General features: G+C 64.8%; 23 protein-coding genes and 3 pseudogenes. 20 read left to right on the forward strand and 6 right to left on the reverse strand.

Annotation, left to right across the window (positions count from 1 at the left end; all coding sequences use genetic code 11):
* Nucleotides 1-47 precede the first annotated feature (47 nt).
* From N0A20_RS06015 to N0A20_RS06030, 4 genes and pseudogenes are all read left to right on the forward strand, one after another.
* On the forward strand, nucleotides 48-620 hold the full coding sequence (locus tag N0A20_RS06015) for an opacity protein (protein WP_260583051.1): 573 nt from the start codon (nucleotides 48-50) through the stop codon (nucleotides 618-620).
* Between the two features lie 23 nt (nucleotides 621-643).
* Nucleotides 644-913: a GlsB/YeaQ/YmgE family stress response membrane protein gene (locus N0A20_RS06020; protein ID WP_260583052.1), complete on the forward strand. Its 270-nt coding sequence runs from the start codon at nucleotides 644-646 to the stop codon at nucleotides 911-913.
* A 119-nt stretch (nucleotides 914-1,032) separates the two neighbouring features.
* A pseudogene (locus tag N0A20_RS06025) lies at nucleotides 1,033-3,181 on the forward strand (catalase).
* 11 nt (nucleotides 3,182-3,192) lie between these two features.
* Complete coding sequence (locus N0A20_RS06030; protein WP_260583053.1) at nucleotides 3,193-3,813, forward strand: hemerythrin domain-containing protein; 621 nt, start codon at nucleotides 3,193-3,195, stop codon at nucleotides 3,811-3,813.
* Nucleotides 3,814-3,929: 116 nt separating this feature from the next.
* On the opposite strand, the gene N0A20_RS06035 is transcribed toward N0A20_RS06030, so the two are convergent.
* Together N0A20_RS06035 and N0A20_RS06040 are read right to left on the reverse strand one after the other, a co-directional pair.
* Nucleotides 3,930-4,634, reverse strand: coding sequence for a hypothetical protein (locus N0A20_RS06035; protein WP_260583054.1), 705 nt, complete (start codon nucleotides 4,632-4,634; stop codon nucleotides 3,930-3,932).
* The gene (locus N0A20_RS06040; protein WP_260583055.1) at nucleotides 4,543-5,547 is read right to left on the reverse strand and encodes an FAD/NAD(P)-binding protein; all 1,005 of its coding nucleotides are present in this window, start codon (nucleotides 5,545-5,547) and stop codon (nucleotides 4,543-4,545) included. The genes N0A20_RS06035 and N0A20_RS06040 overlap by 92 nt, the downstream gene beginning before the upstream one ends.
* Before the next feature lie 205 nt (nucleotides 5,548-5,752).
* On the opposite strand from N0A20_RS06040, the gene N0A20_RS06045 reads away from it, so the two are divergent.
* From N0A20_RS06045 to N0A20_RS06070, 7 genes and pseudogenes are all read left to right on the forward strand, one after another.
* Complete coding sequence (locus tag N0A20_RS06045; RefSeq protein WP_260583056.1) at nucleotides 5,753-7,003, forward strand: putative DNA modification/repair radical SAM protein; 1,251 nt, start codon at nucleotides 5,753-5,755, stop codon at nucleotides 7,001-7,003.
* A gap of 8 nt (nucleotides 7,004-7,011) precedes the next feature.
* Nucleotides 7,012-8,214 carry a TIGR03915 family putative DNA repair protein gene (locus tag N0A20_RS06050; protein ID WP_409574733.1) on the forward strand — a complete coding sequence of 401 codons (1,203 nt, stop codon included), beginning with the start codon at nucleotides 7,012-7,014 and terminating at the stop codon, nucleotides 8,212-8,214.
* The gene (locus tag N0A20_RS20575) at nucleotides 8,130-8,432 is read left to right on the forward strand and encodes a uracil-DNA glycosylase family protein (RefSeq protein WP_409574734.1); all 303 of its coding nucleotides are present in this window, start codon (nucleotides 8,130-8,132) and stop codon (nucleotides 8,430-8,432) included. The genes N0A20_RS06050 and N0A20_RS20575 overlap by 85 nt, the downstream gene beginning before the upstream one ends.
* Before the next feature lie 106 nt (nucleotides 8,433-8,538).
* On the forward strand, nucleotides 8,539-9,198 hold the full coding sequence (locus N0A20_RS06055; protein WP_260583057.1) for a hypothetical protein: 660 nt from the start codon (nucleotides 8,539-8,541) through the stop codon (nucleotides 9,196-9,198).
* 375 nt (nucleotides 9,199-9,573) lie between these two features.
* A pseudogene (locus N0A20_RS06060) lies at nucleotides 9,574-10,452 on the forward strand (glycosyltransferase); the annotation flags it as partial.
* Between the two features lie 163 nt (nucleotides 10,453-10,615).
* Complete coding sequence (locus tag N0A20_RS06065; protein WP_260583998.1) at nucleotides 10,616-11,644, forward strand: hypothetical protein; 1,029 nt, start codon at nucleotides 10,616-10,618, stop codon at nucleotides 11,642-11,644.
* 9 nt (nucleotides 11,645-11,653) lie between these two features.
* Nucleotides 11,654-12,935, forward strand: a pseudogene (locus N0A20_RS06070) (glycoside hydrolase family 130 protein).
* Between the two features lie 13 nt (nucleotides 12,936-12,948).
* Here the strand turns inward: N0A20_RS06070 and N0A20_RS06075 are convergent.
* The 4 genes from N0A20_RS06075 to N0A20_RS06090 form a co-directional block, all read right to left on the reverse strand.
* On the reverse strand, nucleotides 12,949-13,365 hold the full coding sequence (locus N0A20_RS06075; RefSeq protein ID WP_260583058.1) for a hypothetical protein: 417 nt from the start codon (nucleotides 13,363-13,365) through the stop codon (nucleotides 12,949-12,951).
* Nucleotides 13,366-13,533: 168 nt separating this feature from the next.
* Nucleotides 13,534-14,451 carry an alpha/beta fold hydrolase gene (locus N0A20_RS06080; RefSeq protein WP_260583059.1) on the reverse strand — a complete coding sequence of 306 codons (918 nt, stop codon included), beginning with the start codon at nucleotides 14,449-14,451 and terminating at the stop codon, nucleotides 13,534-13,536.
* 84 nt (nucleotides 14,452-14,535) lie between these two features.
* Nucleotides 14,536-14,760: an epoxide hydrolase N-terminal domain-containing protein gene (locus tag N0A20_RS06085; protein WP_409574735.1), complete on the reverse strand. Its 225-nt coding sequence runs from the start codon at nucleotides 14,758-14,760 to the stop codon at nucleotides 14,536-14,538.
* Between the two features lie 184 nt (nucleotides 14,761-14,944).
* Complete coding sequence (locus N0A20_RS06090) at nucleotides 14,945-15,886, reverse strand: substrate-binding domain-containing protein (RefSeq protein ID WP_409574736.1); 942 nt, start codon at nucleotides 15,884-15,886, stop codon at nucleotides 14,945-14,947.
* A gap of 232 nt (nucleotides 15,887-16,118) precedes the next feature.
* Between N0A20_RS06090 and N0A20_RS06095 the strand changes: the two genes are divergently transcribed.
* The 9 genes from N0A20_RS06095 to N0A20_RS06135 all read left to right on the forward strand — a co-directional run bounded on the left by N0A20_RS06095 (nucleotide 16,119) and on the right by N0A20_RS06135 (nucleotide 25,870).
* Complete coding sequence (locus N0A20_RS06095) at nucleotides 16,119-18,608, forward strand: TonB-dependent receptor (protein WP_260583060.1); 2,490 nt, start codon at nucleotides 16,119-16,121, stop codon at nucleotides 18,606-18,608.
* 10 nt (nucleotides 18,609-18,618) lie between these two features.
* A complete protein-coding gene (locus N0A20_RS06100) occupies nucleotides 18,619-19,947 on the forward strand; it encodes a glycoside hydrolase family 1 protein (protein WP_260583061.1) in 1,329 nt (442 codons plus the stop codon).
* On the forward strand, nucleotides 19,944-20,915 hold the full coding sequence (locus tag N0A20_RS06105) for an alpha/beta hydrolase (RefSeq protein WP_260583062.1): 972 nt from the start codon (nucleotides 19,944-19,946) through the stop codon (nucleotides 20,913-20,915). The genes N0A20_RS06100 and N0A20_RS06105 overlap by 4 nt, the downstream gene beginning before the upstream one ends.
* A complete protein-coding gene (locus tag N0A20_RS06110) occupies nucleotides 20,912-21,778 on the forward strand; it encodes an alpha/beta hydrolase (protein WP_260583063.1) in 867 nt (288 codons plus the stop codon). The genes N0A20_RS06105 and N0A20_RS06110 overlap by 4 nt, the downstream gene beginning before the upstream one ends.
* Entirely contained in the window at nucleotides 21,667-21,945 is a 279-nt protein-coding gene (locus tag N0A20_RS06115; RefSeq protein WP_260583064.1) for an alpha/beta hydrolase, read from the forward strand. The genes N0A20_RS06110 and N0A20_RS06115 overlap by 112 nt, the downstream gene beginning before the upstream one ends.
* Nucleotides 21,945-23,162: an MFS transporter gene (locus tag N0A20_RS06120; protein ID WP_260583065.1), complete on the forward strand. Its 1,218-nt coding sequence runs from the start codon at nucleotides 21,945-21,947 to the stop codon at nucleotides 23,160-23,162. The genes N0A20_RS06115 and N0A20_RS06120 overlap by 1 nt, the downstream gene beginning before the upstream one ends.
* Complete coding sequence (treF, locus tag N0A20_RS06125) at nucleotides 23,159-24,682, forward strand: alpha,alpha-trehalase TreF (protein WP_260583066.1); 1,524 nt, start codon at nucleotides 23,159-23,161, stop codon at nucleotides 24,680-24,682. The genes N0A20_RS06120 and treF overlap by 4 nt, the downstream gene beginning before the upstream one ends.
* A 98-nt stretch (nucleotides 24,683-24,780) precedes the next feature.
* Nucleotides 24,781-25,317 carry an alpha/beta fold hydrolase gene (locus N0A20_RS06130; RefSeq protein ID WP_260583067.1) on the forward strand — a complete coding sequence of 179 codons (537 nt, stop codon included), beginning with the start codon at nucleotides 24,781-24,783 and terminating at the stop codon, nucleotides 25,315-25,317.
* Complete coding sequence (locus N0A20_RS06135) at nucleotides 25,232-25,870, forward strand: hypothetical protein (RefSeq protein WP_260583068.1); 639 nt, start codon at nucleotides 25,232-25,234, stop codon at nucleotides 25,868-25,870. The genes N0A20_RS06130 and N0A20_RS06135 overlap by 86 nt, the downstream gene beginning before the upstream one ends.
* Nucleotides 25,871-25,994 lie beyond the last annotated feature (124 nt).

The raw sequence follows: 25,994 nt of genomic DNA on the forward strand, positions 1-25,994 counted from the left end.
ATCCCATGAGCGCCGGGGATTTCTCCGGCCAAGGAAGGACTATTATTATGAAGAAACATCTGTTTATCGCGGCTTTCCTCGCCGCCGCATCGCCGGTCGCGGCGTTCGCGCAGGACGGCGCCGGAACCGAAGCGACGGCGCCCGACGGAAGCCCGGCCTATGGCATCGAGCCCTATGTCGGCGTCCTCGGGGGCTATCATTCGTTCGACCGCGACAGCGAGTTCGGCGTGCTGCCGGGCCGCGGCAAGATGAACGGGGCGCTGGTCAGCGGCGTTGCGGGCCTCAACATCCCGCTCGGTGCCGCCTTCGTCGGGGTCGAGGGCAATGCGGCCAAAGGCTTCGACGACATCGAATGGGAATATGGCGTCAAGGGCCGGCTCGGCGCGCGCGCCGGCGACAGCGGCCTGATCTACGCCTCGGCTGGCTATCAGTGGGTCAATGGAAAGCGCGGCTTCAGCGACCGGAAGGACTGGATCTATGGTCTCGGCGTCGAGGTCGGGCCCAGGGACATCGGGCTCGGCGGCGTCACGAGCAACAGCGGCGTCCGCCTGCGGCTTCAGGTCGACACTTATGACTTCGACAGCCTCCGCCCGATGGCGGGCGTCATTGTCCACTTCTGACCCTATCGGCAAAGGATATTATCATGGGCCTCATCATTCTTCTGATCGTCGGCGGCATCATCGGCTGGCTGGCGAGCATCGTCATGCGCACCGACGGCCAGCAGGGCATTTTCCTGAACATCGTCGTCGGCATCGTCGGCTCGGTGCTGGCGGGATGGATCGTCACGCCGCTCATCGGCGGCGCTCCGATCACCTCGGGCGCGTTCGACGCTCGCTCGCTGATCGCATCGTTCGTTGGCGCGCTGATCCTGCTCGCGATCGTCAACCTGATCCGGAGAAATTCGGTTCGCTGAATGGCGACCGGCGCGGCCAGACGAGGGTCTGGCCGCGCCGACCGTCATTGGCCCGAGGCAACTGTGTGCCGAGCCGGGAATTGTAGGATTGTCAGCGTTTCAAAAAATTGGAGAGATCAATGGCTAAAGTGCCCCCATCGTCGCCTGCCGCAAAAAATTCTCTCCATGACCATCGCCCGGGCGCCGGTTCGACCGCGCTCGAAAGCGCCATTGGCGATGGAGGCGAGCTTCATCAGAACGCCAGCGACAAGGGCGCCCAAGGCGCCTCCTTTCTGACCGACAACTTCGGTCACCGCATTGCCGATAATCAGAATTCGCTCCGCGCCGGCGAACGCGGCCCAACGCTGCTCGAAGATTTCGTTCTGCGTGAGAAGATCTTTCATTTCGACCATGAGCGCATTCCCGAACGCATCGTCCATGCGCGCGGGTCGGGCGCGCACGGCACTTTCGAATGCACACGCGCGATCCCTGAACTAACGAAGGCGGACATCTTTCAGGAGACCGGCAAGACCTGCCCCGTGTTCGTGCGCTTCTCGACCGTCGCCGGCGGTGCGGGATCGGTCGACACGCCGCGCGACGTGCGCGGCTTCGCTGTCAAATTCTATACCGAAGCCGGCAACTGGGACCTCGTCGGCAACAATATCCCGGTCTTCTTCATCCAGGACGCGATCAAATTCCCCGACCTCGTCCACAGCGTCAAGATGGAGGCCGACCGCGGCTATCCGCAGGCGGCGAGTGCGCACGACACCTTCTGGGATTTCATCTCCCTGATGCCCGAGGCGATGCACATGATCATGTGGGCGATGTCCGACCGCACGATCCCGCGCAGCTTTCGCATGATCGAAGGCTTCGGCGTCCACACCTTCCGCTTCGTCAATGCCAAGGGCGAGGGCAGGTTCGTCAAATTCCACTGGAAGCCGGTGCTCGGCATCCAGTCGACGACGTGGGACGAGGCGGTGAAGATCGCCGGTGCCGATCCCGATTTCCATCGCCGCGACCTGTTCGAGGCGATCGACGCGGGCGACTTCCCGGCGTGGGATCTGGGCGTGCAGGTGTTCGACGAAGCCTTTGCGGCGAAGCAGCCCTATGACGTGCTCGACGCGACCAAGCTGATCCCCGAGGAGGATATTCCGGTCGAGATCGTCGGCCGCATGACGCTCAACCGCAATGTCGACAATTTCTTCGCCGAGACCGAGCAGGCCGCCTTCCTGCCGTCGAACATCATTCCCGGAGTTGATTTCAGCAACGATCCGCTGCTGCAGGGGCGGCTCTTTTCCTATCTCGACACGCAGAAATCGCGGCTGGGGACGACCAATTTCCACCAGATCCCGATCAATGCGCCCAAATGCCCGTTCCACAATTTCCAGCGCGACGGGATGATGCAGACGCTCGTCCCCACGGGCCGCGCCAACTACGAGCCCAACAGCCTGGCCGAAGCCGCGCGAGAATGGCGGGCCGCGCGCGAGCGTTGCTACGGGCTTCACGACCTTCGAAGCCAACGACGAGCGCAACGATCCGGGTGCGAAGCTGCGCGTCCGCGCCGAACTGTTCGCCGATCATTTCAGCCAGGCGCGGATGTTCTACCTCTCGCAGACCGAAAATGAGCAGGCGCATATCGCCTCGGCGCTGGTGTTCGAGCTGTCGAAGGTGACGCTGGGTCATGTCCGCGCGCGCGTCGTCGGTCAGCTTCGCAATATCGACGAGGATCTGGCGAAGCGCGTCGCCGCCGGGCTCGCGATCGACCTGCCGGCGAAGGAAAAGGCCGCGCGGGCGCCGGTCGACCTCACGCCGTCCGATGCATTGTCGATCCAGAAGCGCGCCAGCGAGACGATGGCGGGCCGCAAGGTCGCGATTCTGTTTGCCGAAGGGTCGGACAAGGCGGTGATCGACAAGCTGACGAACACGATCGAAAGGGCTGGCGGCACGGCTTTTCTGGTCGCGCCCAAAGTCGGCGGCATCGCGGTCAAGGGCGGGACGCTGAAGGCCGATGGGCAACTTGCCGGGTCGCCCTCGGTGCTGTTCGACGCGGTCGCGTCGGTGTTGACCGAGGCGCAGGCAAAAGCGCTCGCGAACGATGGCGCCGCGGTGCAATGGTTCATGGACGCCTTCGGTCACTGCAAGACGATCGCGCATGACGCGGCGACGCAGGTGCTGCTCGACAAGGCGAATGTCGAAGCCGACGACGGCGTCGTTCCGCTCGAGGCGTTCATCAAGACGGGCGTGCTGCGTCACTGGGCGCGCGAACCCAAAGTCCGCGATCTGGCGTGAGGGAGACGACAATGGCAACGCAGACGAAGAGTAGGCCCGCAGCAAAGCGGAAGCCGGAGAAGCAGGCCAAGGCCGACGCGGTCGCCAAGGCGAAGGCGATCGAGCCCGATGTCGCGGCGCGGATCGGCAGCACGCCGCGGACCAAATTTCGCGGCAACCCCGACATTTTCGGTCGGCTGGTCGAGGATCATGACCGGCACCGCGCGCTCTTTGCGATGATCGAGGAGACCGAAGGGAAATCGACCGAACGGCAGACGCTGTTCCGCGAACTGGCGCTCGAGGTGCAGGCGCATGCCGCGGCGGAGGAGCAGGCGCTGTGGTCGACAGTGTTGCGCAATCCGGAAACGACCGAATTCGCGCGCCACGCCGTAGCCGAGCATAAGGAAATCGACGAGATGTTCGCCGACCTGGCCGCGCGCGACATGGCGTCGCCCGGCTGGCTCAAGCGCTTCGCTTCGGCAAAGGAGGAATATCTCCACCACATCCGAGAGGAAGAACAGGAGCAGTTCGTCGCCGCCGAGAAGACTTTGGGCGCGAGCGATGTGCATTACATGCGCAAGGTGTTCAACCGGCGCAAGAAGGCGGAGAAAGCCGCCGCGAAGATCGAGAAGAAGATCAAGCTGAAGGATTAGAGGCGTCAGGTCTCCAATATGAACCATTCGCCCTGAATCACTCCTCCCCTGAAGGGGAGGGGCTTCAGACAGGCATCAATCAACGTCGGAAAGACGCCAGGTTTCCCGTCCGTCCGTCAGAATGCGGACCAAGCCAGCCTGCGGCGGAGCCTCGATGCGGGCTTCGTCGCGGCGGCGGCGACGGCGCGGCCGATCTCCGCGCTGGCCGTGATGCCCTGGACGAAGGGTTGATCGTGCATCAGATAGGGCAGCGCGGCGAGCGCGATCCGGCCCTTGGCGACCTCGGGCGCCGTGAGGGTATAATCGTCGCTGACGTCCGGAATATCGTCGCCTGTCGCCAGCAATTGCGCGCGCAGTTTCGGGAAGGGGAGGTCGCGGGTGGCGAGGGGTTTCTGGCCGCGCGCGTCGATAAAAATGTCGAAATCATGCGTTTCGCCCGCGCATTCCATTGTCGTGCGTCCGTCCTCGACCGTCATGTCGTAATCGGGACCGAGTTCGAGGACGCCGATCACGCCTGCGGCGCGGAGCGCCAGCAGGCGGCGGATCGATTCGGACGGGACCGCCGCATAATTGTCGACGAACACGCGGCTCAGCCCCGCGTCGAAGCGGTCACGGTCGGCGTCGGAGAAATGCGGTACGACCTCCTGCACCGCTTCGTGAAGGCGCAGGATCGCGTAGCGCCAGGGGATGGTGCGCCGGTCGCGCTTGTTGCGCTCGACCTCCCGCAGATTATAGGCCGCCCAGCGGAACGGATCGTGCGTCGCGCGATCGGCGAAATAGGCGTCGGCGAAGCTGTCGGCGTCGAGCGTCGCAAGCGACACGCCGGCCGCCCAGTCGGGGTCGCTCGCCGCGATCTCGTCCGCGACGAGCGCGAAGATGCGGTCGAGGAGCCCTTCGGGGCTCGGCCGCGATTTCGGCGGCGATCCGTTCTTTCGTCGCGACGCGCAGTGGTTCGTAGGGGATCGGGCAATAGAAATCGGCCTCGGGCAATATTCCCGACCGCGACATGAGCGTGATGGTCAGACCGGACTCGGCGTCGGACAGGTCGAAACGCAGGCCTTCGTCGGCTTCCTCGACGAAATCGCCGTGCTGGGCGGCGACCGCCATCGCCGCGTCGATCGCGCTGAGCGATGTTCCCATGATCCCGACGCGGCAGGCGGGAATCTCGGCATCGAGCATCCCCGACCAGGGGCTCGGGAAATAGGCGCGCGGCTTCTCGTCGTCCTCGGGCCAGACATGACCGGTGGCGATTACCGCCAGGTCGTAGAGTGCGGGCGAGGACTTGCCGTCCGTCCATAGCGCGACCCCGTCCGGCCGGGCTTCGAGGTCGGTCACGCGGCAGGTCTCATGCACCGCGATCAGGTGACCCTTCTCCTTGCCCTGGCTGACGAGTTCGAGGAACTGGTCACGGAAATATTGGCCGAGCAGGATGCGCGGCAGGAATTGCCGGTCGTGGAGCGCGGCTTTCTCGACGCCGTAACGGGCGAGAAATGCCGCGGGCTGGTCGCGCAGCCATTCGAGATAGGTGGAAGTCAGCGGTGGAATCTCGATGCTGGCGATATTCGCGAGCATCAAGCGGCTGTTGAGTTCGTCGCTGTACGGCATGCCGACGCCCGCCTCGTCCGCCTCTTCATAGATGGCGATGGCGAGAGGCGTTTCGCCGCCCAGCAGGGCGGAGAACGTATAGATGCCGGTCGGGCTGGCGCCGATGATCGCGACACGCTTCAAGGTCATCCCCTCACCACGGGTTGCAGCCCGATCATCCACTCTGCTCAGCTCGCGGCCTGCGAGCCGCCGCCTCGGTTATCGGGAACAACGAACGAACGACGGCATGGCTCCCCGTGCCCGCACGAATTGTTCCGGCCAAGCGCGCCGAAGCGAGCGGGCGATGCGATATCCGGATATGTTCCTTATTTGTTCTTAATGCTAGACAGGGAGGATGACAGAAAAGCCGATTCTTCAGAAGCTTGCAGTCCTTGCCGACGCGGCCAAATATGATGCCTCCTGCGCTTCGTCGGGAACGGTGAAGCGCGACTCGACCGGCACGAAGGGTATCGGCTCGACCGAGGGGATGGGTATCTGCCACAGCTATGCCCCCGACGGGCGGTGCATCTCGCTGCTGAAGATATTGCTCACCAATTTCTGCATCTACGACTGCCGATTCTGCATCAACCGCGCGTCGAGCAACGTCGAGCGCGCGCGGTTCAGCCCGCAGGAGGTCGTCCGCCTCACGCTCGATTTCTACAAGCGCAACTATATCGAGGGGCTGTTCCTCTCTTCGGGCATCATCCGCTCCGAGGATTATACGATGGAGCAGCTTGTCGAGGTCGCGCGCCTCCTGCGCGAGGAGCATCGCTTTCAGGGTTATATTCATCTGAAGACGATCGCGGGGGCCGATCCGGGCCTGGTCGCGCTCGCGGGGCTCTATGCCGATCGGCTGTCGACCAATGTCGAGCTGCCGACCGAGGCGGGCCTCGCAAGCTTCGCGCCCGAGAAGAAGCCAGAGACGATCCGCAAGACGATGGCGTCGGTGCGTGTCGGGGAGGCGGATGCGATCGACGCCGCGAAGAGCCGGTTGATCGGCAAGGCGCTGCCGCCGCACTTCGCCCCCGCGGGTCAATCGACGCAGATGATCGTCGGGGCCGACGCGGCGCGCGACGACGATATCCTCGCGACCGCGACGAACCTCTATTCGGGCTACCAACTCCGCCGCGTCTATTATTCGGCCTATAGTCCGATCCCCGATGCGAGCAGCGACCTGCCGCCGATGCGGCCGCCGCTGATGCGCGAGCACCGGCTCTATCAGGCCGACTGGCTGCTGCGCTTCTATGGTTTCGCGCGCGCCGAGATCATGGAGGGGGCCAGCGGCGGGATGCTTGACCTCGATATCGATCCCAAGCTCGCCTGGGCGCTCCAGCGACGCGAGGCCTTTCCGGTCGATATCAACCGCGCCCCGCGCGAACTGCTGCTGCGCGTGCCGGGGCTGGGGACGCGCGCGGTCGACCGCATCGTCGCGGCGCGGCGGCTCGGGATGTTGCGGCTCGGCGACCTCGCGAAGCTGACCGCTTCGGTGAAGAAGCTGCTGCCCTTCGTCGTGACCCCCGACTGGCGGCCGGGAAAACTTACCGACAGCGCCGACCTGCGCGCGCGCTTCGCGCCGCCGGCGGAGCAACTGGCGCTCGCGCTATGAGGGAGGTTGTGCTGAAAACCGCGGGCGATTTCGCCGAATGGCGCGACGCGGCGCGCGGTCTGCTCGCGGGCGGGGTGGCGCCCGAGGATGTCAGCTGGCGGGACGGCGAGCAAGGTGCGTCGCTGTTCGGCGACGACGCGCCGCCTGCATCGGCGGCGGCGGTAGCGCTGCCGCGCCAACTGCTCGGAATGATCGACCGGGTGATCTGCCACCGCGATCCGGACGTTCCGGCCCGGCTTTATCGCGTCGTCTGGCGCGGGGCGCGCGACCGGCATCTGCTTGCGCGTACCACCGACGCCGATGTCGACTGGCTGCGCAAGGCCGACAAGGCGATCCGCCGCGACGTGCACAAGATGCACGCCTTCGTGCGTTTCCGGCGCCTGGGCGAGGATGCGGGCGGGCGCGAAAGTTTCGCCGCCTGGTTCGAGCCGTCGCACCGAATATTGCGGTTGACTGCCCCATTCTTTCAGCGGCGCTTCTTCGGGATGGACTGGGCGATCGTCACCCCTGACGCACGCGCGATCTGGCACAATGAGACGCTGACCCTTGGCCCCGGTGGAACGAGGCACGAGGTGCCGGATAGCGATGTGGTCGAGGACCAGTGGCGCACCTATTATGGCGCGATCTTCAATCCGGCGCGGGTCAAGATCGACGCGATGCGCGCCGAAATGCCGAAGAAATATTGGCACAACCTGCCCGAGGCGCAGAATATCGCGCCGCTGCTCGCGGGCGCCGGGGCGCGGGTGGAACGCATGCGCGAAGCGGCCGTTTCTCTGGCGAACCCGCGAAGCGGGAAATGGCGGACGCGCGTGCCCGACGAACTGGCTCTCGATGACGATGTGAAGACGCTCGACGAGCTTGCGCGCGCGATCGACCGTTGCAAGCGTTGCCCGCTCTATTGCAACGCCACGCAGGGCGTGGCGGGCGAGGGGCCGAAATCGGCGTGCATCATGCTGGTCGGCGAGCAGCCGGGCGATCAGGAGGATCTGCAGGGACGACCGTTCGTCGGGCCCGCGGGACAGGTGCTGAACGAGGCGCTCGAAGAGGCGGGCCTTGACCGCTGCGGCGCCTGTTCCTCACCAACGCGGTCAAGCATTTCAAATATGAGCCGCGTGGCAAGCGGCGATTGCACCAGAATCCGACCGCGGCCGAGATCGATATATGCCGCTGGTGGCTCGACAAGGAACGCCGGCTTGTCCAGCCCGCGCTGATCGTGACGCTCGGCGCGAGCGCGCTGCGCGGGGTGACGGGCAGGAGCGCGAGCATCCGGTCGATGCGCGGTGCGGTGCATGCGCTCGCAGGCGGCACGAAGCTGATCGCGACGATCCACCCCTCCTTCCTGCTCCGCATGCCCGACCGCGAACGCGCCGCCGAAGAGCGCGCAGCCTTCGTTGCCGATCTGGTGGACGCACGGAAGCTGGTGACGTGATGCCCGCTGCAAGGCCGGATCGCTTTTGGGGGCCGATTGATCGCTGGCCGCGATTGTAAATCGCGCTTCGCACTCCATATATGCTCCATCGCCGGGCTTTTCATGCATGCCGGCGGCTGAGAGACCGTCGCGCTCCCGCAGAAGGAGCGCTGATATGGATCTCAATCAACTTCTCTACCATCATCAAATGGCCTTGATGGCCGTCAGCCAAGCTGAACGCCACGGCGGAGCGGCGCCCGATTTCGACCTGCCGCGTTATTACGCGAAGCGGATCAACGAATATCGTGAGCGCCGCGGCCTGAACGGCGATGCCGAAGCCATCGCTCGCCTTAGCGGGAGTATGGAGACTCCTGCCGAAAGCGCCGCCGCGCCCGAGGAATTCGTCGGGGACATTCTGATCGCCGAACTGCTGATCGCGAAGGCGCTCGAGCGGGCGAAGCACGAACCGGGCGCCGGTGAGCCGGGCGGGCCGGTCGATCCGCCGGTCGACATCCGCGCGATGCTGCTCGCCGCAGGGCAGGACGTCTATCGCTCGCTTGGTTTCGACGATGTTTCGCTCGCCGAGGAAAGCGAACAGCGCCGGGCGTGGGAGGATGAGGGGGGCAGCTTGCGCCCTTCGGCTCCGGATGAGGAAGATGGCATTACGCGCACCTATGTCGAGCAGTTCAGCGTGGGAAATTACCGCTATTCCAATCTGGTCGACGCCAAGGCGGCCGCGCGGCGGGAACGGGAGGCGATGCGGCTGGCGGAGATGGCCGGTTCCTGATCCGCCCCCGCGGGAACGACCTGCGCTGCCCGTGCATGCCGGGCGGGTGAGGGAACCAGAACGCCGCTGATTTGTTCTATTTCCGGTCGCACCCGAAACGGCGCGCGTCCCAAAACAAGCAAAAATTCAACCGGGCGAGGCCTTCTGTCGCTTCATTTTGGAAGGTATTTTCCTGTGTACGAAGCCCCGGACCGCATATCCTTCGAAGAAAGCCGTGAGGCACACCCGGCCCTGCGACCCAAGGTCGAGGCGCCGGTCCGACTGGCGCTGATCGGGGGATATCTGCCGCGGCGCTGCGGCATCGCGACCTTTACCACTGACATTCACGCGTCGCTCAAGGCGGCCGTTCCCGACCTTGCCATCGACATCTATGCGATGGCGCCGGCGAAGGCGCCGGTCGCGTTCGACCCCGTGGTCCGCGCCGCCATTACCGAAGGCGATGCGGCGAGCTTTATCGATGCGGCGCGGCGGATCGAGGCGAGCCGCGCCGATGTCATCTGGCTCCAGCACGAATTCGGGCTGTTCGGCGGCCTTGCCGGCGACATGATCCTCGAACTCCTCGACCGGGTGAGCGCGCCGCTGATCGTCACGCTCCACACCGTCCTCGACGAGCCCGATGCCGATCAGCGGCGGGTGATGGAGCGTCTGATCGCGCGTGCGAGCAAGCTGGTCGTGATGTCCGAACGGTCGCGCAATCTGCTGCGGTCGGTGTATCGCGCCGACGCGGATCAGATCGTCCTCATCCCGCACGGCGTGCCCGACCGGCCCTTCGGCCGCTCGCTCCGGTTCAAATCCAAGTTCGGATTCGACGGCAGGCAGGTGGTGCTGACCTTCGGGCTGCTCTCGCCGGGCAAGGGGATCGAGGTGGTGATTGAGGCGCTTCCGGCGATCGTCGCGGATCGTCCCGGCGTCCTTTATTGCATCGCGGGCGCGACACATCCCAATCTTCTGGCACGCGAAGGCGAGGCCTATCGCGAACGGCTGAAGGGGCTCGCCGCCTCGCTCGGCGTCGACGCGCATGTCCGCTGGATCGACGCCTTTCTCGAGACCGACGAACTGCTCGACCTGATCGAGGCGGCGGACATCTACGTGACGCCTTATACCGGCGCCCAGCAATCGACCTCGGGGACGCTGTCCTATGCGATGGCGCTCGGCAAGGCGGTGGTGTCGACGCCCTATGTGCACGCCGCCGAATTGCTCGGCGGCGATCATGGGGTGCTGGTCCCCTTCGGCGACAGCGCGGCGGTCGCGAAGGCCATCGCCGGCCTGCTCGACGATCCCGACCGGCTGCTGACGCTGCAGAGGCGCGCCTATGACCGGGGAAGGGACATGATCTGGCTCAGCCTTTGCCGCGCGGACCCACGATCTGATCGAGGCAAGCCGGATCAGCCCCGTCGCCGCCGGTCTTCCCGACCGGGTGGGTATCGACGGCCTGCTGCGCCTCTGCGACGATACCGGCATCCTGCAGCACAGCATCCACAGCGTGCCCGACCGCGCGCACGGCTATTGCGTCGACGACAATGCGCGCGCGCTGATGCTGATGAACCGGCTGCCCGACGATGTCTTGCGCCAATGCGGCCGACTGCTCGGGGTTTTCGCGGCCTTCGTCCAGCATGCGTGGAACGCCGACAAGGGCGAATTCCGGAACTTCATGGGGTTCGGACGGAACTGGCTGGAAGAGGTGGGTTCCGAAGACAGTTGCGGGCGGACATTATGGGCGCTCGGCGCGACGGCGCGCGAAGGCAAGATGCCGGGTCTGCGCCAGTGGGCGGGCAAGTTGTTCGCGTGCACTGCGCCCTCTGCTCTCGATTTCCAGTCGCCGCGCGCGATCGCCTTTGCGATGCTTGGGGCGGACTATCTGCTCGGCACGGACGAGGAACAGACGCTTGCGTTGCAAATCCTAGAGCAAGGTGCCGACCGGCTGCTGACGCTGCACGCCGCTACGGCGCGGCCCGATTGGCAGTGGTATGAAAGCGTCCTCGCCTATGACAACGCCCGCCTGCCCGAGGCGATGCTGCGCGCGGGCGTGCGGCTGGGGCGTGCCGACCTGACCGCATGCGGGCTGGAAACGCTGCGCTGGATCAACGACATTCAAATTACCCCGCGCGGATATTTTCGCCCGGTGGGTTCGGGTAGCTTCGGGCATGCCTATGCGCCTCCGCGGCCGTTCGACCAGCAGCCGGTCGAAATCTGGGCCTCCATCGATGCCGCGTCGGCCGCCTATGACGTCACTGGCGACGCCATCTGGCTGACGCACGCGCGCCGCGCCTATGACTGGTTCGCGGGCTGCAACGATCGCGGGGTGGCCGTCGCCGACCCGTCGAGCGGCACCAGCCGCGACGGGATCAACCCGCGCGGACTGAATCTCAACGAGGGGGCCGAGTCGGTGCTGGCCTATCAGCATGCAAGCTATGCCATCTGGGACTTTATCGCCAAAGTCGGGTAGGGAACTCCCATGGATCTCGTCCAGCACGAATTGCGGCTGCATGCCGACCCGACGCGTGTCGTCGTGCGGCCCTTTCATCTCGCGTGGCAGGCGTCGGGCCCCGATCTGGAGCGGGTGCAAAGGCTGGCGCGCGAGATCGTCGCGCTCAATCCGCGCACCGTGCGGGCGGAACTCGGCGTGGTGCTGCGCGATTTCGCCGACCGGCACTGGCAGATCGAGAAGGTGTTCGCCGACCGCTTCGAGGAAATCGAACCCAAGCTCGGGCTCGACGATGTCGCGCTCAAACGCGAAATGCGGCTGCTGATTGGCGCCTATTTCTGCCACGAATATAGCTATGCGGCGGCGGCGCTGATGAACCCCAGCGTCGTGCGTCATCCCGACCAGAGCGGGCTGCAGAAGGGCAGCGTGCGCATCCTGCTGTCGCTGCGTGCCGTCGGCGAGGGGCATATCTCGACGATCGCGTTTCGCGAGGGGATCATCACGCACGAGCGCGAGATGACGCTGCTGCCTCAGCCTGCCTTCGCCACCGCGGCGATGCTGGGTCCGCATCGCGACGACAAGCCCGACGATGTCGTCTCGCTCTATCGCCACCCCGACAGCAGCCTGTCGGGCACGGTGATTTTCCCGATCACCGAGGCGCAGCGCAACGGGCTGGAGGATCTGCGCCTCGTCGAATTCCGTCGCGACAGCGGCAAGAGCGAGTGGATCGGCACCTATACCGCCTATAGCGGCCGCGACATCCAATCCGAACTGCTGCGCACGCGCGATTTCAAGGACTTCACGCTGACTCCGATCAAGGGCGGCGCGGGACGCAACAAGGGCATGGCGTTGTTCCCGCGCAAGATCGAGGGGCAGTTCTGCATGATCGGCCTAGCAGGACGGGAAAAATCTCTATCTCCTGCGCTCGGACGCGATCGATCAATGGGAAGGCGGCGAATTGCTGCTCGAACCCCGTTATCCTTGGGAACTCATCCAGATCGGCAATTGCGGTGCACCGATCGAGCTCGACGAAGGCTGGCTGGTGCTCACCCACGGCGTCGGCGCGATGCGCAAATATGCGATCGGCGCGGCGCTGCTCGACAAGGCCGACCCGTCTAAAGTGATCGGCCGCACCCCCAATCCGATCCTCTCCGCCGCCGACGAGGATCGCGAAGGCTATGTTCCCAATGTCGTTTACACCTGCGGTGCGATCCGGGTCGGAGACGATATCTTCCTGCCCTATGGCGTCGCCGACAGTTCGGTATGTTTTGCCTTTGTGGCGATTGCCGAGATACTGGCGGCTATGGATTAGGCTGTATCGACATTCAGCCCTGGCGGCCTGCAAATGGCGGCTTTCCGCGCTTCCGGTGCTCACGCACATCGAGTGCGCTGCGCTCCGGGTCACGGAAAACCACCATTTTCAGCTCGCCATCTTCTGAATGTCGATACAGCCTAGGGCAGCGTTGCGCGTCCGATATCGCAAAGTGGAAAGTTGCACTGACATCGTAGGTTCGAGGCTCATTCGCGAGAATTCGGTTCGCGGTGCTGCCCGGAAACGCGCCGTTGTTGAGTCCGAGCGCGGCACCGAGCGTCTGATAGACCGCGAGCGGGCGATAATGGGTGTTGGTGAGATTGTCGCCGAGATGCTCGGCTATGGATCGATCGGAGCTTACACCCGCTGGCACAGCCAGATGTTCGGTATATCGCCGCGCCAATGGCGCATTTCGGCGCTCCAGCGACAACCCAAATCGCCCGCTTTTTGAACTGACTAACCAAACCTAGCCAATAGCTGCGGCCTCGATAACGGCTTCGGAAAAGGCTTTGGGCGCTTCCTGAGGAAGGTTGTGCCCAATCCCCCCGCCGATCGATCGGTGCGAGTATCGACCGGAGAATTTCCCGGCATAAGTGGCTTAGGCTTCGGGATGCGGCGCGCCATTCGCGTCGCCTTCCAGCGTGATCGTCGGCACGCCGATGGTCGGTGCTTCCGCCAGACGCCGCTCCAGTGCGTCATATTTCGGATCGCCCGCCGCCGCGCTCAAGCGCCAACGGTAATTGTGGATCACAATCGCGACATGGTCGGGATTGTCGAACGCCTGCGCGGAGCGTTCGAAGGTCGCATCGTCGAAGGCCCATTGCGGCGACGCAGTGCGCCATATGAGTTTCGCGAATTCCCTGCGGTTTGCGTCATAACCGCGTGCACCGCGCTCGGTCGCGAAGTAGAATTGATACCACCAGGACAGCTCGGCTTGCGGTGGCAAGGGCATGGCATTGGCCTGCTGGCTGCCGATCAGATAGCCGCTGACCGACACCAGCGCGGTGCAGCGTTCGGGCCAGATTGCGGCGACGATGCAAGCGGTCCGCGCACCCCAGTCGCAGCCCGCGATCGTGGCGCTCTCGATCTTGAGCGCGTCCATCAGCGCGATCACATCCTGCGCCAGCGCCGCCTGCTGACCGTTGCGGAACGCGTCGGCGGCAACGAAACGCGTCGCGCCGTAACCACGCAGATAGGGAACGATCACGCGATAGCCCGCCTTGGCCAGCAGCGGCGCGACCTCTTCATAACAATGGATGTCATAGGGCCAGCCGTGCAGAAGGATCGCGACCTTCCCCTTGGCCGGACCCATTTCGACATAGGCGATCTCGAGTTCCTCGGCGCGCACCTGCCGCAGCGGGCCCATCGTAGGTGACGCGCCCGCCTGCGTGGAAGAGGTCGGTGCGGCAGCCTGCGCGACGCCGGCAAGACCGTAGCGGGTCATAGCCATGCCGGCCGCGCTCAGCCCGGCTGCCCGGAGAAAGAGCCGGCGATCGGCGGCGCTGCGATCGGTCATGAACATTCTCCTCTAAAGCCTCATGCGCCACCGCGCCCGCGCGTCGATTAGGGTCTGACGACCCATCTTACACCAGGTTGATTGTCACATCGATATTGCCGCGCGTCGCTTTCGAATAGGGGCAGGTCTGGTGCGCCGCGTCGGTGGGGGCGAGCCCGGCCAGCCGTACGTCATCAGCAGCGGCATCGCACCCTTGTGCTTCGAGCGGATGTGGATGAACTGGATATCGACGCCGTCGATCGTCGTGATGAACTGCGGCAGGGCGTTGAATTTGGCCTCCGCCTTTCGCCAGTCATAATCCGTTCCCAACTCCTGCCCGCTACCTGCCCGACCGGCGGCCATGTTTGCAAAGGATATAATTGCCCATTCCAAAAGGTCGCTCCGCGCTCGCATACCGGTCTTTGGAGCCGGGATCCGAAGTCGCCTGCAAGCGGTCGTTCGACGAGGCGAAGGGCAGGCCCCGCTTTGCGGAGCGCGGCAGTCATTCGGCGCGCTAGGTCTGTCGGGTCACAAGCTGGGTCGGCAGCATTGCGGATCGAGGTCGCCGTCCGTCCAGCACCTGCATCAGTTTCTCGACTAACAGAGCGCCAGCGACTCCGGTTTGCTGCGCGATGGTGGTGATCGACGGGGTGAAGTGGGCTGCGGGGGGAATGTCGTTATAGCCTACGAGCGAATAATCGCGCGGCGTCAGATGCCCCTCCTTGGCGAATGCGCCGATGACCGCCATGGCTGCCGTATCGGAGAAGGCGAAGACCGCGTCGGGGCGCTCCGGGCGAGCTTTCAGATAGGCGTTCGCCTGATCATGGATCGCGGAAAAGGCCATTGATTCAATCGAAAGAACGTCAATTTCGACGTCCTTTCTCGCTCGCGCGGCCGTCTGGAGTCCCTCGAAGCGCAAGCGGATTTCCTCATGCTGACAGTCGCCCACGAACAGCCAGCGGCGACGTTCGTGCGCAAGGAAGCGCTCGTCGACCAGCCGTCCGCCCAGGCTATTGTCGCTCCCGACCGCGCAATAGGTGCTCGCCTCGCTGACCGCACCCCACACGACCATCGGAATATTCCGGCGCGCGACCTTTTGCAGCAGGGCGTCGCGCGTTCCCTGTCCCAGTATAATGAAGCCGTCGGCGCCGCGCGATTGATAGAGGTCGACGAAGCCTTCGACGGTTTCGAGGCCCGAGGGCGACAGGAGGAGGTCGAGGTCGCGCACCGACAGCGCCTCCGAAATGCCGGCGAGCAATTCGAAGATGAACGGATCGCCGATCGCGCCTTGGCGGTGCGATCCGAAATCGAGCACGACGGCGATCGCATTGGCACGTTCGCGCCGCAGTTTTTGTGCGTGGCGGTTGAGCGCATAACCCTGTTCACGCGCGACTGCGAGCACGCGCTCGCGCGTTTCGGCGCTGACCAGCGGACTGCCGCTCAGAACGCGCGACACGGTCGGCTTTGAAACTTTTGCAATGCGCGCCACATCTTCCATCGTCGGTCGCGTCGTGCGCGGCATCGTTATCATATCGCCGTTTTTTCCCGCCATAGGCTGTTCATATGGCACTGGCGGCTTGGGTGCAATCGTCGATCACGCGGCTATGAAACTTGTTGTTGAAATGCATTTCATAAATATCTATCAGATTCGGCGAACGGGCGACACAGCCCGCTAAGGGAGGATGACGATGGCAATCATGCGCAAATATCTGATGTCGCTTTGCTGGAGTTCCGCACCGATAGCACTCGCATTCGGTCCGTCGCACGCCATGGCGCAGGAATCGGCACAGGCCGACGCCGCGGGCGGCGGGATCGAGGAAATCATCGTGACCGCGCGGCGCGTTGACGAGCGCGCGCAGCAAGTTCCGATCGCGATCACGGCTTTCAGCCAGGACAATCTGCGCGAAAAGGGCGTCAACAACGGCACTGATCTTCAGAATTACACGCCGTCGCTGTCGGTTGTCGGCGACGTCGCGCGCAATCAGGAGACCTATTCGATCCGCGGTATGGGCGGCAGCACCGGCCAGGGCACGGGTAGCGGCCCGGGCGTCGTCGGTTATTTTGCCGAAGTGCCCACCAGCGTCAGCGGTCCGGGCAATTTCTATGATCTTGCGTCGCTCCAGGTGCTGAAGGGGCCACAAGGCACGCTCTTCGGGCGGAACACTACCGGCGGCGCCGTGCTGCTCGAACCGGTGCGGCCGAAGATGGGTGTGGTCGAAGGCTATGCCGATCTGACGCTGGGCAATTATGACCGCCGCAGCGGGCAGGCGGCGCTCAATATTCCGCTGGTCGATGATGTGCTGGCAATCCGCATCGCCGGTCAGTTCGACAAGCGCGACGGCTATGTTCGCGATGCCGTCACCGGCTTCGACTATCTCAATCGCAACAATTACAGCCTGCGCTTCGGGGTGCAGTTCAATCCGACCGACGCGATCCGCAGCTATACTGCGGTCACCTATGTCGACGTGAAGGAGCATGGTGGTGGCAGCATCCTGCTCGCCGTAAATCCGGAGCGTCCCTATGCCGCGCTCCTCCAGCCCTATCTGCTCGAACAGCAGGCGCGCGGACCGCGCGAGACCGCTCTCAGCGTGCCGACGCGGGAGGTCGCGAAAAGCCTTCTCGCGCTCAACAACACAGAGATCGACCTTTCGGACGCGCTGACGCTGAAGAATGTCTTCAGCTATGCGCGCACCCGTTCCACGAGCGCGACCGACCGCGATTCGACACCACTGCCGATCGCCGATCTGCTCGGCGCCTATCCCGGCAGCTACAACAACAATTTACGCACGATCACGGAGGAGCTGCAGCTCCGTTACGACGATGGCACGTTACGGATCCAGGCTGGCGGATTCTTCCTGGACCAGAAAACACCGTCGCCGCTGACATTCCAGACCGTCAATCCGATGCAATTCGGGGGCATCCTCGGCGGCGGACCGATCATCCTGCCGCCTGCGCTGCAAGCGGCCCTTGGCGTCGACGGACCCTTGCTTCCCGCGCTGAGCCTGCAACCGACCGCCCATGTCGATGCACAGAGCAAGGCGATCTATGCGCAGGCGCAATACAAGCTGACACCCGATCTGACCGCGACGGCCGGATTCCGCTGGACCTGGGACCGTTTCGGCGGCGAGATTCAGGGGTATCAGGCGGCCGAGAGCTATGACGTTTTCAACCAGCTTGCGGCGCTTGGCGTGATCACGCCGACGCAGGCGGCGCAGGTGATCGGGCTCAACGCGGACCTTTGCACCTATGATGCCTATCAGGCGGTGGCTGCGGGCGGGTTCCCGACGCTCTATTATCCGAACTGCACGACGCCGAGCTTCAACGGCAAGAGTAACGGGCCCACCTGGCAGTTCGGGCTCGACTGGCAGGCGAACCCGGACACCTTGCTCTACATCGTATCGCGGCGCGGCTATAAATCGGGCGCGACCAACCCGATCGTCTCGCTTTTCCTCGGCGAGCAGCATCCGCTGTTCGCGGTGCGCCCCGAAAAGGTCACCGACCTCGAAGTCGGGATGAAGAAGGACTGGAATCTTGGTGGTGAAGCGCGCGCGCGGACCAATATTTCCGCCTTCTACACTTGGTACAATGACATTCAGGTGATTCAGCGCGCGACGATCGCGGGCTCCGACATATTGACCAACGCCAAAAAGGCGCGGGTCATGGGGCTCGAATTCGAAGGCCAGCTGGTGCCGGTGCGCGGGCTGACGCTGAGCGCGGTCTATTCATACAATTCGGCGAAATATCTCGAATATGACTCGATCGCGATCCCGGCTATCCCGCAGGCGCTGACTGCGGCGCAGCCAAGCCGCGACTTGTCGGGAACACCCTTTTCTTTCGTGCCGAAGCACAAGTTCAGCCTCAACGGACGCATCGACCTGCCGACCGTCGAAGGGGTGGGCGAAATGGCCTTCAACGCGAACTGGACCTATCAGTCGAGCCAGCGCGTCACGCCCGAGGCGCAGCCCTTCGACACGATCGCGGGCTACGGCCTCGTCAACCTGCGGTTCGAGTGGAACAATATGTTCGGCGCGCCGGTCGATGCGGCGGTCTTTGGCACCAATATATTCGACAAGGCGTATCGGGTCACCGCCAATCCCAGCTATAATAATTCGGGTTTCATCAACTCGATCTACGGGGAGCCGGCGCAATATGGCGTGCAGGTCCGCTATCGCTTCTGAGAATCGGGGGATGACGCGCTCCTTGTCTGCGCTCGACCGGCGCCAGATGATCGGCCTCGGCGCCGCCGCGACGGTCGCTGTCGCTGCGGCAGCCCCGCTACGCGCCGCCCCGGCGGTGGCGCCTTTCCTCTGGGGCGCTGCGACTGCGGGGCATCAGGTCGAAGGAAACAATGTAAACGCTGACATCTGGCTGCTCGAACAGGTAAAGCCGACCATCTTTGCCGAACCGTCGGGGGATGCATGCGACAGCCTGCACCGCTGGCGCGAGGATGTCGCAATCGTCAAGGCGCTCGGCCTCAATTGCTATCGCTTCTCGGTCGAATGGTCGCGGATCGAGCCGGCGCCGGGACAGTTCAGCCAAGCCTGCCTCGATCATTATGCGCGCATCGTCGATCATTGCCGCGATCAAGGGCTGGCGCCGGTCGTGACCCTCAATCATTTCACCACGCCGCGCTGGTTCGCCGCGGCGGGGGGCTGGGAGAACCCCGATGCGCCCGATCTCTTTGCGCGCTATTGCGGTCGCGTCGCGCGGGCCATAGCGGCAGGGGTGAGTCATGCGCTGACCTTCAACGAGCCCAATCTCGCGCTCGGCGGACGCTGGGCGATCCACCCACCGCCGCAGGCGATGCTCGACGCGGTCGCCGCCTGCTGTGCGGCGGCAGCGAAGGCAAGCGGGTCGGATCGTTTCTCGCTGCTCAATGCGGGCGACCCCGCGCCGATGATCCCCGGCGTGACCGCCGCGCATGTCGCCGCGCGCGCGGCGATCCGCGCGGCGCGCTCCGACCTGCCGATCGGGATGAGCCTCGCCATCCCCGACAATGTCGCCGTCGGCAAGGACAGCGCGATCGAGCGCAAGCGCGCCGAAGTCTATGGCCCTTTCTTTGCGGTGATGGACAAGGATGATTTCATCGGCGTGCAGACCTATGGCCGCGCTTATGTCGGTGCGGACAGCGACGTCGATCCGCCCGCTGATGCGCCGAAACGGCCCGGCGGTGGCGAGTGGTTCCCCGCTGCCGTCGGCAATGTCGTGCGCTATGCCCACGAGGCGACGGGCCTGCCGGTGATGGTGACCGAGAACGGCATCGACGCCGCCGACGACACCGAACGCGAACGCTTCATCCCCGAAGCCGTCGCCTCGGTCGAAGCGGCACGGCGCGACGGGGTTCCGGTGCTCGGCTATATTCATTGGTCGCTGCTCGACAATTTCGAATGGATGTCGGGCTATGGTCCCAAATTCGGACTGGTGTCGGTCGACCGGCAGACCTTCAAACGGACGGTCAAACCGAGTGCAAAACAGCTCGGGGCGATCGCGCGGGCAGGCGGAGTCCAGGAAGGATGATCCGGCCTCTTCTGATGCCGCTGCTCGCAGCGGGGCTCGCCTCCGCAGTGGCCCAAGCGCAAGCGGTCAAGGCGCCCTGGCCCGACTTTCTGTCCCCCGAGGCGAAGGCGGGGCTCGCCGCCGACGCCGCGCGTCCGCCCGAACCCGCGGACATCGCGGGACGCCGCGCGCGCATCGACGCGATCCAGCAGGAAATTGGGATGCCGCGGCTCGCGCGTTACGGGGTGACGATGAAGGACGATGTGATCGCCGGGATTCCGGTCCGCATTTTCACCCCCGCCAACGGCGCGGCGAAGGCGCCGGTCCTCCTCAACCTCCACGGCGGCGGCTTCATCGTCGATGCGGGGTCGATCAGCGAGAATGCGGCGGTCGCGGCCCTCACCGGCTATCGCGTCGTCGCTGTGCGCTATCGCCTAATCCCCGAACATCCCTTTCCCGCCGGGGTCGATGATGCGCTCGCGGTGTACCGTGCGCTGCTCGAAAAGCATGATCCCGCGCATATCGCGGTTTACGGCACGTCGGCCGGTGCGATCCTGTCGGCCGAGCTTGTTGCGCGATTGCGCGCCGCGAAATTGCCCCAGCCCGCAGCGCTCGGCTTTTTTTCGGGGGCTGCCGACCTTTCGCGGATTGGCGACAGCGCCGGATTGTTCGCCAATGCGTCGGGGGTGGACGCGCTCGCCCGCTTTTATGCCGGGGGGCGGACGCTCGACGATCCGCTCGTTTCGCCGCAGCGCGGCGATCTGGCCGACTGGCCCGCGACGCTGTGCCTCGCGAGCACGCGCGATTTCCTGCTGAGCGGGACGGCCGACTTTTGCCGTGCGATCGAAGCGGCGGGCGCGCCCGCGAAGCTCGTCGTGTTCGACGGGCTGCCGCATGCCTTCTGGGCCTATATCGATGCGCCCGAAAGCGACGCCGCCTTTGCGGTGATGGCGCGTTTCTTCACCGAACGGCTGGGAGAAAAGCCATGAGGAGATTGCTCGGGCTGGCCGCTCTCGTGGCCGCATCGCCGGCAGCGGCGCAGCTCGCCGTTCCTGCCTTCACGCTGCCGGCTTCGAGCCAGCTCAGCGACGAGGCGCGGGTTGTCCTCGATCGCATGGCCGCCGCGACCGCGCCCGCAGAAATCGCCACCGATGTTCTGAAGCAACGTGCCTACTACGACCGCTACAATGATGATCGCCTTGCCGAGATGCGGCGGCATTTCAGGACCAGCGAACAGCGGACGACGATGAGCGGCGTTACGGTCGATATCGTCGAACCTGCGGAGGGAATCTCCCGCGGCAATGCCGGACGCGTGCTGATCAACGTCCACGGCGGCGCCTTCATGTGGGGATCGGGCAGTGGGGCGTTGGTGGAAGCGATCCCGGTTTCCGCGACGATGGGGATCAAGGTGGTCACGGTCGACTATCGCCTCGCGCCCGAGCATCGCTATCCTGCCGCCTCGGAAGATGTGACGGCGGTCTACAAAGCACTGCTCAAGAAGTATCGGCCCGAGAATATCGGCATCTACGGCTGTTCGGCGGGCGGGGTTATCACCGCGCAGGCGACCGCGTGGATCCGTCGCGCGGAATTGCCGCGCCCCGGCGCGATCGGCTCTTTTTGTGGCACCGGCGCGCCCTATTCGGGTGACAGCCCCTATCTGGCCGGACCGATTACCGGAGGTGCGGCGCTGCCCGTGCTTGAGCATTGCCCGACGTCCTGCCGCTTCCCTATATGGAGGGCGTGCAGGCGGGCGACGGCGCCGCCTATCCGCTCACATCCGAAGCCGAGACAAAGGCGATGCCACCGACGCTGCTGCTCGCAGGCGGTCGTGATTTCGCGGTCAGCGCGCTGACGCTCGCGCACCGGCGGCTCGCCGCGGCGGGCGTCGATAGCGAACTCTATCTCTTTGATGGCCTGCCGCACGCCTTTTTTGTCTGGCCCGACATGCCCGAATCGATGGAGGCCTATCGGTTGATCTCGTCCTTCTTTGACCGGCATCTGGGACGAAACGCGCACTGATGCGAAAGCGGATCATTCTTGCGCTCGCGCTGACCTACGCGCTGCTCGGCCTGCTGATGAACAGTGTCGGGATCGTCATCCTGCAATCGATTGCGCTGTTCGGTGTCAGCAAGCCGATGGGCTCGACGCTCGAGGCGTGCAAGGATCTGTCGGTTGTCGTCGCATCGCTGCTGCTCGTCGCGGCGGTGCCTGCGATCGGCTTCCGCCGTTCGCTGATCGGGGTTCTCGCCACCATGGCGGTAACCTGCCTGCTCGTTTCCTTCGCAACCGGCTTCACGGCGATGCAGGCGTTGTTCGTGATGACGGGTCTGTCGTTCGGAATCACCAAGATCGCAACCTATTCGGCGATCGGCCTCGTTGCGCGCGACCCCGCCGATCATGCCAGCATAACCGGCCTGATCGAGGGCGTGTTCATGGGCGGTGTGCTTGCCGGTGCGTGGATATTCGGCTGGTTCATCGACACGGGCGACTGGCTGCGCGTCTATTGGCTGCTCGCGGCGATCTGCGTGCTCGCGGCGCTTGCTTGGCTCGGCATCCGGCTCGACGAAAGCGCGGCGGTGACGGAAAATACGGGAGCCTCCGCGGCAGCGGGATGGAGGGCGATGCTTGCGCTCGCGGCGCTTCCCGCTACGGCGACGGTACTCGTCGTCCTGTTTCTCTACGTGCTGGTCGAACAAGGCGTCGGGACCTGGCTGCCAACCTTCAATCGCGAGATATTGCATCTGCCCGCCGCGATGAGCGTTCAGATGTCGAGCCTTTTCGTCGCGTCGATCGCGTTCGGCCGGTTGCTGTCGGGCGCCTTGCTTCGCCGCGTCGGATGGTTGCCGGTGCTGCTCTCCTGCCTGGCCGCGCTTGCGCTGCTCGTCGTCGCAGCGCTGCCGTTGGCCGAAGGCGTGGGGCCGCGTGCCGGGATCGCGTGGGGCAACGCGCCGCTGGCCGCCTGGCTGTTCCCTCTGATCGGCTTCTTCCTTGCCCCCATCTATCCGACCGTCTGTTCGGTGGCCCTGAGCGCGCTGCCCCAATACCGCCATGCGGCAATGATCGGGCTGATCGTGATTTTTTCCGCCCTCGGCGGTACGATCGGCTCGTTTCTGGTCGGGTTGCTGTTCCAGACGCTGCCGGGGACGACCGCCTTCTATCTGCTGCTGCTTCCGATCGCGCTGGTCGCGCTCGCGCTCCCGCTCGTGCGGCGGCGGATCGCGGGACCGGCCGCATGATCGCCGTCGATACCCCTGCCGGGCTGTTCGGCCCGCTGTTCGCAGCGGTACAGGAATTCGGGCTGTTCCCCGATTCCAAGACCTTCGCCGACGCACGCCCGCGCCGCGCGCCCGCCGCGATCCTCGCCGACTGGCAGGCCGAGCGGCCGGAGGGCAGGGAGGGGCTGCACCGTTTCGTTCTCGCCAATTTCGACATGCCGCAGGACTGGTCCGACCCGCCCATCGACCAGCGCCCGCTCGCCGCGCATATCGAAGCGCTGTGGCCACTTCTGACCCGCATCGCGGGGGATCCGGCGCCCGGATCGTCGGAGATGTGGCTTCCGCACAGCTATGTCGTTCCCGGCGGACGCTTTCGCGAGCTCTATTATTGGGACAGCTATTTCACCATGCTGGGCCTCGCGCGGTCGGGGCAGCAGCAGCTCGTCGAAAATATGATCGCCAATTTTGGTAGCCTCCTCGACCGCATCGGCCATATTCCTAACGGCACGCGCAGCTACTATGCCAGTCGCTCGCATCCGCCATTCTTCCACCTGATGGCGGCACTGTCCCGCGATGACAGCGTCGAGGCCCGTAGCCGCCGTCTCGGCTGGATGGTCAAGGAACATGATTTCTGGATGGCGGGAGCGGCGGATCTGGCATCCGGCGGCGAGACGCGCCGGGTCGTTAGACTTGCCGATGGTGCCTTGCTCAATCGCTACTGGGACGACAGCGACCGTCCGCGCGACGAAAGCTGGCGTGAAGACGTCACGCTCGCTGCCGAGGCCGAAGCGCGCGATGCTGGCGCGCTGTGGCGTGATCTGCGCGCGGCGGCCGAAAGCGGTTGGGACTTCAGTTCGCGCTGGCTCGCCGACGGGCGGAGCCTCGGTTCGATCCGCACCACGCGGTTGATACCGGTCGATCTCAACGCGCTGCTTTTCGGGCTTGAACAGGCCATTGCGGCCGAAGCCGGGGCGTTGGACAAGCAGGACGTCGCCATCGCCTTCACGGCGAGCGCCAAGGCGCGCGAGCAGGCTATCGCGGATCATTTATGGCACGAAGCTGCCGGCTATTACGCCGATTTCGATCTCGATTTCGGGGAGCCATCGGCCCGCCTGACGGCCGCCGCGGCCTTTCCGCTCTTTGCAGGGATCGCTACACCCGAGCGTGCGACGCGGACAGCGGCGGCGCTTCAGCAATTGCTGCGTCCGGGCGGATTGATGACGACCCTGTGCGACAGTGGGCAGCAATGGGACGCACCGAATGGTTGGGCACCGCTGCAATGGATCGCGATTGCGGGCCTGCGCCGGTACGGCGAGACACGGCTTGCAGGGTTGATCGCTGACCGCTGGGTGGCGATGGTCGAAGCGCATTATGTCGCGACTGGACAGCTTCTCGAAAAATATGATGTGGTCGCGTGCTCGGCAGGTTCGGGCGGCGAATATGGGACAGAAACCGGCTTTGGCTGGACCAACGGCGTGACGCTGGAACTGCTGGCGATGCGGGATAACGAAGCGAGAAAGGGTGGAGGCGGCGATGCGTGACGGGATTGGAAAATTTTTCGCGATGCGGCTGGCGACGGCGCTTTTGGCATGCGCCACGTGCGGCGGCGCTCCACGCCCAGGATGCGCCCGCGGCAGCCTTGACGCCAGCGCAGTCGGGCCTCATCGCGCGGGCGGCGAAACTGGGCGCGACCGATCTCAAGACGCTTCCTGCGCCGGACGGCGGATTCGTCCTCGCGGGGAGGCTTGAAGGCGACCAGTTTTCGGTCGCTTTCCCGGCGGGCTGGAAGGGCGGCGCATTGCTCTTTGCGCACGGCTATTCCGCGCCGGGATCGCCTGTTGCCGTCGCCGAAGACCCGCTGTCGGCGGCGGTCGGCACCAACGGCATGATGTTGAAGGTCTACCAGGACGGCTATGCGGCGGGACACAGCGCCTATGACAAGGCGGGCATGGGGGTCGAAACGGCAAGCGAGAATACGCTGCGCCTGCGCAATTTTCTGGTGAAACTCGGTGCGAAGCGCGTGCTCGTCGCGGGCGGGTCAATGGGCGGCAATATCGTCATGTCGCTGATCGAACAGCATCCGAAAGCCTTTGCTAGGCGCGATTTCGGCGTGCGGCGTCACCGACGGCTGGGAAAGCCTGTTCGCGCAGCTCATCGACATGCGTGCGGCCTATAATGTGCTGACCGAAGGCACGCCCTATGCCCTGCCAGGCGAGCACGACCTGCTCAAGTCGGCATTCCCGATGGACCCGCCTGCGGGTGAAGCGGCGAGCAGCGACGCCTTCCGCAACGGACGTATCGTGCAGATCGCCATGCCAGTGCTGATGCTGGCGCAGGCGGCCGCGGCGAACCCCGACGGGCGTGAAGCGCGCATCCTGAAGCAGGTCGCCTCGATCGGCGGTTTCGAACCGGAAGTGGCGTCGATCGCCTTTCCGCTCGTCACCGTGGCGCTCGGAATGGACGACCTCAAGGCGACGCTGGGCGGCAACATCTACGGCAATATCGGCAAGACCTATGCGAGTCCCGAGATGACGGGCGAGGAGGCGGCCGCCTTCAACGCCAAGGTCCAGCGGATCACGGCGGGCCCGGCTGCGGTCGCCAACGCGCGCCGCTGGCATCAGGCGACCGGCCGGTTCGACGTGCCGCTGGTCACGATCCACAACCGCATCGACTCGCTCGTTCCCTATGCGCAGTCGGAGGCACTGGGACGTATCGTCGCGGCGGCCTAGCAACGGAAAGCGGCTCGCGCAATACACGGTCCCGGGCACAAAAGCTCCGCTGCCGGTCGGCGGGGTCGAAGGCTATACGCATTGCGGCTTCACGCCCGAACAGATGACGGCGACCTGGAACGCG

This window comes from Sphingopyxis sp. PET50 (assembly GCF_025244705.1).
Classification (GTDB): Bacteria; Pseudomonadota; Alphaproteobacteria; order Sphingomonadales; family Sphingomonadaceae; genus Sphingopyxis.